Origin of the sequence: Nocardia vaccinii NBRC 15922 (assembly GCF_001613305.1) — a bacterium.
GTDB lineage: Bacteria > Actinomycetota > Actinomycetes > Mycobacteriales > Mycobacteriaceae > Nocardia > Nocardia vaccinii.
In genome coordinates this window covers 1-12802 of sequence record NZ_BDCC01000051.1, presented here as the reverse complement: position 1 = coordinate 12802, position 12802 = coordinate 1, and the positions used below count along the sequence as shown (strand labels likewise).

Below are 12802 nucleotides of genomic sequence, written 5' to 3'. Positions count from 1 at the left end.
TACACCTACGTTTCGGGTCTGGCGCCGGTCAATCTGGGGACGGCCTCGACGTTCGCGGTGCTGGGTGCCACGACAGTCACCAACACCGGCGCGACGGCCATCACCGGCAATCTGGGTGTCAGCCCGGGTACCGCGGTGACCGGATTCCCACCGGGAACGGTGACCGGCGGAGCGATCCATGCCGGGGACGCGGTCGCCGCACAGGCACACACCGATCTACAGGCTGCCTACACCGACGCGGCAGGCCGCACGCCCACCGCTACGGTGACCACCGATCTCGGGGGACAAACCCTGACCTCCGGGGTGTATCACGCAGTCGCCGGGATCGGCCTGAACGGCACCCTCACCCTGGACGGACAAGGTGATCCGAATGCGGTGTTCATCTTCCAGGCCGGGACGACACTGATCACCGGGGCCGGCAGTGTGGTGAACCTCATCAACGGGGCCACCGCAAAGAACGTGTTCTGGCAGGTCGGTAGCTCGGCCACACTGGGCGCCGGCTCCAACTTCGCCGGAAGCATCCTGATCTTCACCTCGGCGACGGTGACCGGCGGCGACACCGTAAACGGCAACGTCCTGGCCCTCAACGGCGCGATCACCCTGGACACCGACACCATCACGGCCCCCTGAGTACCGATACACCGAAAGGATTTCAAACCCTGTCCGCGCGCCTCCGGCGCGCGGACAGGGTTATTTCGGGTGTGGATATCCCTCTTTTTCACTGTGGTTGACTCTTTCATCTGATGAAAGTGGTTCCGCCCTACCGCGATAAATTGCACTGCCGCTGTCCCGGAGCTGCCACATAGGCCCGCCTGCCAGTACCGAGCCCCTGGCTGAACCCGCACGGCCGGAGGCGGCGGGGACCTGCCACCCGCGACGCGTGGTCACCGGCGAGTCGGACAGTGCGGATGTATACCCCGAGCCGCAAGGTAGGGGACCTGCCGAGATCGTGTCACCAGCCGCCGCGGGCGCCGAATGGCCACACGGCTGGTGTGTCGATGCCTCGATGCGTCGGATGGCCGTCCTCGGATCGCTTATGGTGGGGTGGCTTGCTGTTGTTCTCGATCAAGCGGTCGGGGACTCCGGACTCCGATGTGGATCGGTCGACCTCGAGGACTCAGCATGGCGATCAGCGAGATCAGGCGATACGCGCATCTCAGCACGGCCGACGTCGAGGCATTCGGGAGCGAACTCGATTCGATTCGCCGCGATATCGAAAACTCGCGTGGCCGGCGGGACGCCCGGTACATCCATCGCACCATCGCCGTGCAGCGGACCCTCGATGCGGCGGCCCGGCTGGTGATCTTCGGCAGTAGCAGCAGGACCGGCTGGGTATTGGGGATGATCGCGCTGGCGGTCGCGAAAAGCATCGAGAACATGGAAATCGGCCACAACGTCTGCCACGGCCAATGGGATTGGATGAACGACCCGGAGATCCACTCCCGCACCTGGGAGTGGGACATGGCAGGCGTGTCGGCTCAATGGCGGTATTCGCACAACTACCGCCACCATATGTTCACCAATGTCGTAGGCATGGACGACGACGTCGGCTTCGGCGTCATGCGGGTGACTCGCGACGTGCCGTGGCGACCGCGACACCTGCTCCAGCCGCTGCGGAATCTGTTGCTGGCAGCCACTTTCGAATGGGGTATCGCCCTGCACGGGCTGTATTCCGAGCGTGATCGCGTCGCGAGCGATGCCGGAAAGAAGGCCCAGACCAGGGCGCTGATCCGTAAGATCACCCGCCAAATCGGCAAGGACTATCTGGTGTTTCCCGCGCTGAGCAGGCGGCGTTGGCGGCGCACCCTGGCAGCGGACGCCGTCGCCAACCTGCTGCGTAACCTCTGGGCATACATAGTGATCTTCTGTGGCCATTTCCCCGACGGCGCAGAGAAATTCACTCCCGCGGTCATCGACAACGAGACCAAACCCGAGTGGTACCTGAGGCAGATACTCGGCACCGCGAACTTCGACGCCGGTCCGATGCTGGCATTCCTGAGCGGAAATCTGTGCTATCAGATCGAGCACCATTTGTTCCCCGACCTGCCCAGTAACCGGTACGCCGAGATCGCCGTGCGGGTACGGGCGCTGTGCGCGAAGTACGACCTGCCCTACACCACCGGCTCGCTGATCCGCCAATACCTGCTGACCTTACGCACCATCCACAAACTCGCGCTCCCGGACCGCTTCCTGACCGCCACCAGCGACGACGCACCCGAGACCGCGTCCGAACGACGCTTCGGCCCATCCACCGTCGCCGCGCGGAACCCGGCCACCGCGCGGCGCGGATTGCGCACAGCGCTGACGGAATTGCCCTTCCGGCAGCCCGGCACCACGACGGATTCCACACTGGCCCCGGAAAACGACGGATATGCCATAACCGACTGGAAGAACCTGCTCGGCTGGTTCCGGCTCCGCCCTCGGAATCCACCAGGGGCGAGCCGAGTCGGTCAATTGACTTTCGACAGTCGAATCCCGTTTCGATTGTCAACGTTTTCTGAAAACCGCTGGCCCCACCGGTCCCATCCTTAGACCCGAGGGCCCCTCGCATCCGGCCTGCAGCTTCTGCACCGCATACAGACCGACTTCAATCCGGACCGCGAGATCGACCTCCTCGGCCGCGGAGAGTAGCGGAACTCGCCCGATCTGCTTCAGATACGCCCGTGTCGAGTCCCCACCCGCGGTGAACTCGGCTTCCTTGCGCGCCCGACGCAGCGCCGGAGACTCCTCCTCATCCCAGATGTCGTCCGCAGCGTCATCCTGCTCCGCCAAGGTGCCAGTGGAATCTTGCTCATCTGTTTCGCCTGCGGTCGTTGCCACATTCGCCTCTCCGAGAGATTCGGGCGGCATCGCGATTCGAGAAACAGGACCGCAGAGAGGCCTCGAGCGGCTCGGCAATCACCGGGACCAACGACCAGCGTACTGGTCAACACACGAAGTGAGGCGACCACAGGCCCCAGCCCCATACCCTTCCACTACGCTACGTGGCGATCTGCCATGTGATCAGGAGCCTGGGCGTTTCACGGCAACGGTTGGAAGACCGATAGCATGTCGGACGGATGGAAGGTGGCGGTTTGCAGGTCACCTCGCGTGACCTTGTAGGTCACCTCACCGCCGGATGGTTGCGCCGTGGTGTCCTCTGCGATGAAAATCTCGACAGGGCCGGCATCGAGGTTCACTTGAATGTGATTCAGTTCGAGGCAGAGCTCCCAGGTGGTGTCGAGCAGACCTGTCTGGAACTGAGGCTTCCAGGTGTAGATCATGTAGGTGCTCGCGCTGTTCATCTGTGCCTGGGGCAGCCAACCGCCGCCCTGCCTGGGCTCGAGTCCACCCGCCTGGTTCATCTTTATGGTTTCGGGGTGATCGGTGAGGTCGTGCGCACTGACCCCGATGGGAACGGCGATCATGATCGCCTCGCAGGCGACCGGCTGCTCAGCACCGGATTTACCGGGTTCGACGGTCAGGGTCAGCTTCTTCGGCCCATTGGTTCCGGAGCCTGTCAGGGGGGATGCGACCAGGGAGTAGGTGAGCAGTGGGTCGTTCATGATCTTCACTCGGATTCTGGTACCGGGCTGGTTGCCTCGTGCACTGCCTTGCGTCGGCGCGTCGGTAGGACGCCTTTAGTGTCGTTCCGTGTGGGAGCGCACCGTGAGGGCCGAAAGTCCTGGTCGTTGGGGCTGGTGTGCCCGGCACGAAGCCATGCCGGCCAGGCCTGCTCACCAGCGTCTGCCGAGAGGTCGGCCCGGGCAGAGAGGCCCGTAGGCCCAAAGCGGCCGCGCCATCCAGAAGCAGATTAGGGCGGCGGCGCGAAGGACTTGGACGACCTCTCGGTTGCGTTGGCGGATTTGCCCAGGGCCTGACCAATCTCGTGGAACGGGACCGCGAACATGTCGTAGTCGATCTGCTTTTCCAAGCCGAGCCCCTCGGTGTAGAACCCCAGCGCGTGGTCCTGATCGGTGACGTAGATCGTCACGTACACGATGTTGGTCAGCATCCCGTTCCCCATTCACGCGTTCCCGCGACGATCGTCGGTATTCGGTCGTCGCACCTATGGGGAATCTCCTGCGCCGCTGTGCCTGAATCCGGGAACTCGTTGTCCGGCAACGAATCTTGGATCTTCCTGAGAGGATCAGCACGAGACCGCGGTCCCGTCCCCGAATTCGGGCCAGCGGTCGAGGGAGGCCCTTGGCGTGTGGGCTCCGGGCCTCCCGACAATACGGCTGACCAAGGACCGTGGCCGAAGCGGCAAAGTCGAACGCGTCCTGGGTTGGCGGCGTGCCCGGCGCTGGTGCGTCACTGCTCATCGGTCGCTGCCGGAGTCGAGCAGGGCGACGAGGCCGGAGCTGGTGATGTCGTCGGGGTAGGGGTACCACTGGTCAGGGTCGGGGGTTTGGGGGGTGGGGTTGGGACAGACGATCTTATCCGTGTAGGGGATCAGGGCGGTCATGGATTGGCGGCTGCCGACGGGGACGGCGACGACGGTGCGTATCGCCCCGAGCAGGCGGGTTATCCGACAGGCGTCGCGCAGGGTGGTGGTGTCAGCCAGGCAGTCGTCGGTAACCAGGACGGTGCGATCGCGGAGGTCGACGCGGAGACGGTGGCCGCGGTATGCGAGAGCCTTGCAGTGCAGGACAGCGTCTTGGGTCTGTTCGGCGCGGGCACGTTCGGCGGGGCCGATCGCGCCGCGGGCGATGGCTGCGGTGTCGACGATGAGCGTGTGGTCTTCGCCGAGGATGCCGTAGGTGAGACCGGGCCGCCGGGCGACGCTGAGGGCGCCGACGAGAATCACATCCACCAGCACCCGTAGCGTTGCGGCCATCTCGCAGGCGACTCGCAGACCGCCGCCGGGTGGGGCGAGCACGACCACGTCGCTACCGCGGAACGCCGGCAGCAGTGTGGCGAGCTGCCGGCCGGCGTCCTTGCGATCGGTGAACGGCGACACCGCGTCACCTCATGGCGCGCGCGTGCCCCGGGTGCTGGGGTGGTACGGCACTATCGGTCTGGACTCGATCGTTGACAACCCTCCCGACGCGTCCCGCATGCGCTGGGCGGCCACGAACGGTCCGGTGTCGGCGGGGATGATCAGCAGAGTCAGGTTGGCGCCCTCGGTTACGGACAGTTCCATAGTGTCGGGTGGCTGATCGGGTGCTGGGTCGTGGACGTCCACGCCATCGCTGTCATCGATCCTGCGTTGGCCGCGGCCGAGGTTGTTCCAGGCGAATCCGGTCCGGGCGATCCGGCCGAGTCGTGGTGTGAGGGCGCTGATCAGGTCGTGCAGCTCGGTGGTGAGGTTCGCTGTGCGCGACCACCCGGCGCCGTCGACGGCACCGGCGGCGGGCCCGTCGTCGGGTCGGAGCAGCAGCAGCCGTGATGTGAGGGTGGGGCCGGGAAAGGGCTGCTGGTTGGTGCGGGACGCGCCGGCCATGGCGGCATGGTTGGTGATGGGACGTGGTGCGCTGTCGTCGGTCATGATCGACCTGCTTCCCGTGCACCAGGTACCGCTGCGAGCGCCGCGTTCGCCACTCTGCCGTCGGTGGTGGAGGGGATGACCTGCAGCACGACGACGATGCCGCGCGAACTGCAGACGTACATCGTGTTGAACAGCTCGAAAGGGTAGGGGTCCAAACGGATCAGACGACTGCCGAGTTGGAGGCGCCGAGCGGAGCGTGACCATCCGGTGGGGTCGTAGACGACGCGCCATACCGGTCCCAGGCGCGGTCGCAGGACAGTGAACAGTCCTGGGAGGTCGGCGGCGAGGTCCTGCGTGCGCGGCCACCAGACCCCGACGACGTAACCGGTGCCATCACCGTGCGGACGCAATCGCAATCGCAATCGTGGTGTATCGAGCGGTTGGCAGCGAGGTGGTGCGGTATGCGAGCTCGTCGATCGTGGCGTCATGAGACGCTCCTGTCACAGCCCCCGGCGGGCCGGAATTCGAATCGCAGACGACGCGACCTTACGGGTCGGCGTCCGACATGCCTCCGGATACCGTCCAGTCTACTCGCTGACACCTGTCGGCGACCTGCGCGAACGGAATCGGGATGGTATGGATGCCGGACTGTCTGTGTCGGATTCCGCGCTTCCGCTGATACCGATCGGCGAAGTGTCGGCGTACGTGCAACCGGGACTCGGCCATGAGTTCGGGCAAACGTCGCGATCGACGGGATCGGGTTGGCTTCGGCCGGAATGTCGGGTCAAGGCAGGGGTGCGTTCCAGGTGGTGCGGGTGCCGGGCCCGTGCGGGCCGGGCCGGGAGGCGGGACAGTGGTCGAAGTGGCCGCCTGAGTTTCGGGCGCGAGTGGCCAGGTTGGACAGGCCACTGGGAGTGAGGTCGGCAGGGATACCGGTGCCGTTGTCTTCGACGGTGATGGTGAGGGCGTCGTCGACGATGACGGTGATGGTCAGAATGTCGGCATGGGCGTGGCGCACAGCGTTGCTGACGGTTTCGTGGACCACGGCTTCGGCATGGTCGGCCAGCTCGGCCGGTACCGCATCCAGTGGCCCGGAAAACTCGGTCGTGACCTGCATGTCGGAGTGCTCGGTGTGCTTGCGCACGATGTCGTCGAGGCGCTGGCGCAGCCGGGTGTGCGGGTCGGCGTGCAGGTTGTAGACGCTGACACGGATGTCTGTGATCAACTCTTGCAGGTCGTCCACCGCATCGCAGAGTCGTTCGCGCATGTCGGCGTCGTGGGTGCGCCCGATGGCTCCTTGTAGCGACAGCCCGATCGCGAAGACCTGTTGGATGACGTGATCGTGCAGGTCGCGGGCGATACGATCGCGGTCGGCGAACACGTCACGTTCCCGCCGCCGCTGCTGCGCCCGGGCCAGGTACAACGCCAGCGCAGCCTGCCCGGTGAACCCCCCACACAACTCGGCGATCTCGTCGGGATAGGGCGGTTGCCCGCCGCCGCGGGTGGCGACCAGCACACCGAGAACGGTGGTGCCAGTGTGCAACGGCAGCACCAGTACCGGACCGTCCCCGAACAGGTCGGTGTCGGTGGCGATGTCGTCACCGACACCGGGCACGGTAACCGAGGCATTGCCGCGGAAGACCTCGGCCACCATGCCGGTGACCGGGACCCGCCGCCCGTGTTGCGCACCTGCTCCAGCCCACTGGGTGATGACCAGTTCGGTGACCTCTTCGGCGTGGACGTCGGAGTCCGGGCGGGTCGCCACCCACACTCGGTCGGAACCCGACAGCTCGCACGCCCGCTCCACGACGCGGCACAGCACGGCATCGGGGTCGGTCGTGGCCAGGAAATCGGTGGTCAGCTCCGAGGTCGCCGCGATCCACCGGTAGCGCAGCTGAGCGGACTCGAACAGCCGCGCTGGTACGGCAAGGAATTTCGGCCGCAGATCGGTCACGGACGCCGTGGCGGACGCGCTGTCGGTGACGGTGTCTTCGTGGCTGAACAGGCGGAGCTGGACGGGGTGCATGCTGCTCATAGTGTGTCCCGATCGTTGTCGAATGCGGGTCTGCAGGCCCAGTCGCCGAGCTGAGAGATCACCCCGTGCACCGCCTCGACCGGAGACGCCAGCACCGCGAGCAGGGGCGGCAGCTCGGCGGTGAGGTTTTCACCGTAAGGCCACGTGCCATCGAACCAGCCGGTGTGCGTGGGCTCAGCATCTATCCGAACCCGCAGTGGCCCGACGCCCCGCCCCGCGCTGCCGGGCCCGGGGTTGGGTTCCCCGGCGGTCATGACCCGGCACGTCCTGTCGGTCGTTTCGTTGCCTGGCCCTGCGGGGGCGTCGGCGATACCTGGCCGCCGCGCTGAGGTCGAGCACCGCCGGTCCCACCGAATTCGCGTTCGGCTCCGCCGACCCGCCATCGTCGCAGGGCGGCGGCTCTGCCCGTGCGCACGGGCAGCGGCCGAGTCGGCAATTCACCCACCGTGGCGCATGGGACGTAGACGATGCGCCATATCGGCCCTGCTCGGGAACGGACTGCGGTGGTCAGATCGGGAGACTCGATAGCGAGGTTGCTCGATCGTGGCCACCAGGTCGCATCGATGTACCCGCTCGCCTCGGAGTCCAGGCACAGACGTAATCGCGGCGCGTCTTCGAGCGTGCGACGAAGCCGTGCCGCAGGCACGGTCGTCGATTGTGGCGTCATCGGACGCTCCTGCCGCGGCCCTCTGGAAAGGCCGGATGTCGAATTCGGGAACGGCGAGCCCTCTGCCGGTCAGCGCACGTGATGCCCTCGAATATTTCTAGCCTACACGCCGGTGCGCACCGCCCGAGGTACAACAGCCGGCAGCGGACAAGCCCGCCCGACCGGCCCGCATCACAAGACCGTGACCGGCATTGACAACCGGCCGACAAGTCAGCGTGACGGGATAGCTGCGAGCGGGCCCGCAGCCTGTTCGGCAGTACCGACGCGGTAATTACCAGGCCGAGGTCTACTCATTCGACACCACCGCGGTCCTGCGGTCGGAAACGATCGGGGCCCGAGGGATCACCGCCTCACCGCATGGCCCTCGCTGTGATCCCCAGCTGGCCCGTCGGATATGGCGATCCACAGCCGTGCGTCAGATTCGATCGATGTCGACCGTGCCGTCGTCGGTGAAACGGCGGAACGGCCAACCGAGAACCGAGTGCGTCCGAACACACGTGGACCTCTGACACAGGCGACCGCGCCAGCTGCTCATCCGAACTGGCGCGCTCTCGGCGACCGCGGTCTCCCGGGAGACGCGGTGACCTGCCCACGACTTACCCACGCCGCGTCACTCGACCCGGGAATCGGGGTAGAGCGAGTACAGCTACAGCGTCGGCCCTTCATCGCCCCCGAAGCCGCTCACGGCGGCGCTGAAGAGAACTTCGAAAATCCGACAGAATCCCTGGTCGGCCTCGCAGAGCGACTGTGACAACGTGTCGAAAAGTCTTGCTGTGCAACAAGTCCTGTCGGGCCTTTGTCCTACAGTCACGCCGATGACCGACACCTCCGTCGCGACGCAGGCGATCGTTCTCGACAGTGACGCTCTCGACCGACCCGATCAGCGGAGACGGGGCCTCGTCGGGTACGCACGGTGTCGACCACCGGCCAGTTGCTCGACCACCGGACCCACGCGCTGACCGAAGCCGGGTGCCAGAAGATCTTCTCGGACAAGAAGTCTGCTCGGGCCCCGAGACAACCCGCACCGCGTTCGCTGACAACGCAGCGTACCGGTTTGGCCGACATGGGTCAGGGTATGGCCGCAACAGGTCACCGTATTCTTCCCGGGAAGAACCCTGTGATCGAGAACGTGCCGGTTCACATGAGCGGCCGGCGCGTTCGCCTATCCGAGCGTCAGCACCCGCCCTGGATTCCGCGACCGGGCCTTCGCGGGTGCAGATCGAACTCACCGCGATCAGCACACCGCAACGCGTCGACGTTCGAACCCGACGGTGCATCCGCCTGTCACCGCCGGGTGTCCAGGCAGGCAAGACTTCGGCCCGGCCACCACCTCGGCGTGTTCACTCGGGCGATATGCGCTCGTGCACTGTCAGTAACAGATGGTCGAACTCGGTCACGATCGCGGGGGCAGGCCGGGTCAAGGTGGGCAGTTCGGCGACCAGTTGTTCGGCCAAGGCACGCAGTTTGGTGTTGGTCTCCTGTGACCGCCACACCAGGACCTAAGAACGCCTGAGCCTCGTTGATCCCATACATCCGCATCAGCACCCCCTTGGCCCGCTCGATCACCGCACGCGATTCCACGATGTCGGGCAGCCGCTGATTCAGAGCCTCCTGCTCTGCTTCTGCCAGGGTCTGGGACAGGTCGATATAGAAGCCCGAGGTACCGATCGAGCGCCCGTCGGTGTCCAAGAGGCGGTCCGCGACGACCATGACCGAGTGTTCGGTGCCATGAGTGTCGATGAACCGGTGCCGACTCGAGAACGGCTCCCCGCGCTCGACCGAGCGGGCGATGGCCTCAGCGACGTGCTCGCGATCATCGGGGTGCTTGTGCGCCAGCAGCAACTCTGTGGTCGGTTCGATCTCCCCCGGCACATAGCCATGCATCCGGAAAATCTCCGCGGACCACTCCCACCGCTGATCAGCAAACCAGAACCGAAAACTCCCCGCCATCGACCGCGCCCCTGCAACGAGCCCGGCACCGGCAGCGACGCACGCGCATCCGACGACCCCGCAGAATTCACCGATCCAGTATGTACACCCCGGCCATGCCTCCGCCACCTGCGCCGATAATGCGCGAGCGCCGGAATTCCATGCTTTACGCGGCCACAGCAGTGGTAGACCACCTCCAGCCTCCCCGTGCATCCCGTAGCGATCACGCCCCGCGACTACGCCAAATGCCGCCAAGGCGAGACCCGGACCGGCCCCGCCTGTCCACCACCGACAATCGCCGCAGTGTTCGACACCGTCCACCAGCATCTGCTGCCACACCGTTCGCGGTGGCGCTGCTCAGCTCACACACGCCCCGATGATCACCCCCGGTCGATCACGCGGGCGGTCGCCGACCGGCTCGCCACGCTGGATCTGGTCGATGATGGCGAGCGGGAGCACTGTGAAATCGCCTCGGTCAACTGGGGGAGCCAGTGAAGGGGTTACCGCGCGTGGTGAGCCGCCTGTACAGCATCTTCTGGATGGTGGCGCGGACCTGATTGGTGACCTCGAGCCGGGTCATCGGATCGTCGGCGGTTTCGGGCCGGTAGGCGCCGGTGGTGATGGGTTCGCCGAATTCGATGTACCACTTCGACGGCAGCGGGATACCGCCCAGCAAGCCCAGGTGCGGGAACAGCGGCGTCACCGGGAAGTACGGCAATCCGAGCAGCCGGGCCAGCGGCTTCAGGTCGGCGAGCTTGGGATAGATCTCCTCCGAGCCGACGATCGCGCACGGGACGATCGGCACCCCCGTCTTCACGGCCGTCGAGGCGAACCCGCCACGTCCGAAGCGTTGCAGCTTGTAGCGCTCACTGTAGGGCTTGCCCGCACCCTTGAAGCCCTCGGGGAACACACCGACCAGCTCGCCTGCCCGCAGCAACCGTGCGGCGTCGGCCGGGCAGGCCCGGGTGTGGCCGGCCTTGCGGGCCAGCCAGCCCATGATCGGCGTCTCGAAGACGAGGTCGGCGGCCAGCAGGCGCAGTGCCCGCTGCTTGGGGTGCCGATCGTGCACGGCCAACTGCACCATGAGCCCGTCCAGCGCCACCACACCGGCATGGTTGGCCACGATGAGGGCAGCCTCGGATTCGGGAATGTTCTCGATGCCGTCGACCTGTACCCGGAACCACAGCTCGGCCAGCGGCCGCAGTACTGGAAGCAGGACGGATTCAAGCAGATGCTCATCGAGGCCGAACTCGTCGACCTGATAGTCCCCGGAGAGACGACGGCCGGCGAACTCGGCCGTGCTGCGGATCGTGCCTCGCGCCAGTTCGCCGAGCGCCTGCGGCTGCCGGGGTACCGCATCGGCCAGCCGTTCGGTCAGCGACATCACCGAACTCAGCGCCGCCCGCCCCGGCCACCGCTCGTGCAGCCGAATCACTCGGCCACATCATTCATCGATGTGCTCTGGTTCGGACACTCACCAGGCCAGATCCGCCGACTATTCGTCGACGGTCAACCGTGAAATCAGCGACCGGCCGACAACAACTCGGCTCCGGAGAAAGTCGTCGAATACCTGCACCGTCGGCAGTGAGTTTCTCTGAGCGCATGACGTGAACCACCCTTCGATTCGTTCCGAGGAACTGACGCTGAGGAGCGTGAAGCATACAAGCGCGACGAGCGGTTCGAATCGAATCACGGTCGGGCCCGGCGCGCACTTCTCAGGTGACCTCTGGCGGGACGCACGTTATGTCCGGCGGATCGCCGATTACGCACATCGCTGTCATCGTGTGCCGTTGTCCGGCTGGTCAGCTTTTGTCGACTCGATCTCGACGACCCCCCAGATCTGTCGACGCTCTCAGTAGACTCTGAGCGAGCCCCGATGTCAACATCGTAGGTCTACGGGGTCGAGGCATGGTGAGCGATGCAGCCGGCTGGAGGACGATCACCGGCAGCCTTTCCGCGCTGCGTCAACAATGTAGGTCTACACTTGCTTGACAGAGAGCCGGGATCGAAGAATGGGATGCTGTCCGTGATGGCCGAATCGCCGATCAACCAGAAGTCAGCCCAGCCGGGGGCGGGTCGTTTCGATCGTCGGTCTCCCGGACACGAGGATGGTCCCGTGACGCGGGCCGCGGTGCTGGCCGCGGCGCTGGAGATCGTTGATCGCGACGGGGTCGACGGATTGTCGATGCGGCGGCTTGCCGATGCGGTGAGGCGCGATCCGATGGTGATCTATCGCCATGTGCCGAACAAGGCCGCAGTGCTCGACGGTGTGGCCGAGGTTGTGTTGGCGCAGTTGTCCGTCGATGCCACCGATTCGGACTGGATGGCCCAATTGCGGACTGTGGCACGGGATTTCCGGCGGCTGGCGTTGGCACATCCGCATGCGGTACCACTGTTGGTCACTCGGCCGCTGGCGACACCGCTGGGGTTGCGATCGCGGGCGGTACTGCGGCCCCTGGAGGACATCCTGGCACTGCTGACGCGCGCCGGATTCTCCGGCGCGGAGGCACTGCATGTTTACCGGGCGCTGTTCGGATTCCTCTTCGGGCATGTTCTCAACGAGTTGCAGGAGATCGTGGAGAACCCCGACGAAACCGACGACCTGCTCCGGCTCGGGCTGTACCGGCCGCCTGTCGCAGAGTTCCCGGTGCTGCGCGAGCTTGCGACGGTGCTGGCGGATTACGACGGCGCCGCCGAACTCGAACGGGGCCTCGACATCCTGCTCACCGGCCTGGCCACGGACTCGTCCGAGGGTGGCGCT

At 65.7% G+C, this 12802-nt stretch carries 12 protein-coding genes and 2 pseudogenes; 3 read left to right on the top strand and 11 right to left on the bottom strand.

All coding sequences use genetic code 11. The features are described 5' to 3' along the window. Both NV1_RS28485 and NV1_RS28480 read left to right on the top strand, forming a co-directional pair. The coding region (locus NV1_RS28485; RefSeq protein ID WP_245713970.1) for an ice-binding family protein at nucleotides 1-630 on the top strand (630 nt) is incomplete at its 5' end. Nucleotides 631-1122: 492 nt separating this feature from the next. Beyond that, nucleotides 1123-2304, top strand: a pseudogene (locus NV1_RS28480) (fatty acid desaturase family protein); the annotation flags it as partial. Nucleotides 2305-2487: 183 nt separating this feature from the next. On the opposite strand, the gene NV1_RS46955 reads toward NV1_RS28480, so the two are convergent. From NV1_RS46955 to NV1_RS28420, 11 genes and pseudogenes are all read right to left on the bottom strand, one after another. Beyond that, nucleotides 2488-2820 (bottom strand): sigma-70 factor domain-containing protein, encoded by a 333-nt coding sequence (locus tag NV1_RS46955; RefSeq protein WP_373864666.1) that lies wholly within the window; start codon nucleotides 2818-2820, stop codon nucleotides 2488-2490. 200 nt (nucleotides 2821-3020) lie between these two features. Beyond that, nucleotides 3021-3554, bottom strand: a complete 534-nt coding sequence (locus NV1_RS28470; RefSeq protein ID WP_067898054.1) for a hypothetical protein — start codon at nucleotides 3552-3554, stop codon at nucleotides 3021-3023. 239 nt (nucleotides 3555-3793) lie between these two features. Next, on the bottom strand, nucleotides 3794-3994 hold the full coding sequence (locus NV1_RS45195; RefSeq protein WP_218027228.1) for a VOC family protein: 201 nt from the start codon (nucleotides 3992-3994) through the stop codon (nucleotides 3794-3796). A 306-nt stretch (nucleotides 3995-4300) separates the two neighbouring features. Continuing rightward, nucleotides 4301-4942, bottom strand: a complete 642-nt coding sequence (locus NV1_RS28460) for a phosphoribosyltransferase family protein (protein ID WP_067898048.1) — start codon at nucleotides 4940-4942, stop codon at nucleotides 4301-4303. Nucleotides 4943-4951: 9 nt separating this feature from the next. Beyond that, nucleotides 4952-5470, bottom strand: a complete 519-nt coding sequence (locus NV1_RS28455) for a DUF5994 family protein (protein ID WP_067898045.1) — start codon at nucleotides 5468-5470, stop codon at nucleotides 4952-4954. Then, nucleotides 5467-5832 carry a DUF5994 family protein gene (locus tag NV1_RS28450; RefSeq protein ID WP_084525862.1) on the bottom strand — a complete coding sequence of 122 codons (366 nt, stop codon included), beginning with the start codon at nucleotides 5830-5832 and terminating at the stop codon, nucleotides 5467-5469. Before NV1_RS28450 ends, NV1_RS28455 begins: the two co-directional genes overlap by 4 nt. A gap of 362 nt (nucleotides 5833-6194) precedes the next feature. Further along, complete coding sequence (locus tag NV1_RS28440) at nucleotides 6195-7445, bottom strand: GAF domain-containing sensor histidine kinase (RefSeq protein ID WP_067898035.1); 1251 nt, start codon at nucleotides 7443-7445, stop codon at nucleotides 6195-6197. Then, nucleotides 7442-7699 carry a DUF5994 family protein gene (locus NV1_RS28435; RefSeq protein WP_067898032.1) on the bottom strand — a complete coding sequence of 86 codons (258 nt, stop codon included), beginning with the start codon at nucleotides 7697-7699 and terminating at the stop codon, nucleotides 7442-7444. Before NV1_RS28435 ends, NV1_RS28440 begins: the two co-directional genes overlap by 4 nt. Next, nucleotides 7696-8112 (bottom strand): DUF5994 family protein, encoded by a 417-nt coding sequence (locus tag NV1_RS46950; RefSeq protein WP_373864665.1) that lies wholly within the window; start codon nucleotides 8110-8112, stop codon nucleotides 7696-7698. The genes NV1_RS28435 and NV1_RS46950 overlap by 4 nt, the downstream gene beginning before the upstream one ends. Nucleotides 8113-9452: 1340 nt before the next feature. Continuing rightward, nucleotides 9453-10062 (bottom strand): annotated as a pseudogene (locus tag NV1_RS28430) (PAS and ANTAR domain-containing protein). 454 nt (nucleotides 10063-10516) lie between these two features. Then, on the bottom strand, nucleotides 10517-11425 hold the full coding sequence (locus NV1_RS28420; RefSeq protein WP_084525864.1) for a lysophospholipid acyltransferase family protein: 909 nt from the start codon (nucleotides 11423-11425) through the stop codon (nucleotides 10517-10519). 645 nt (nucleotides 11426-12070) lie between these two features. Here NV1_RS28420 and NV1_RS28415 point away from each other — a divergent pair. Continuing rightward, nucleotides 12071-12802, top strand: a 732-nt coding sequence (locus tag NV1_RS28415) for a TetR/AcrR family transcriptional regulator C-terminal domain-containing protein (RefSeq protein WP_157117426.1), incomplete at its 3' end; no start/stop codon positions are given.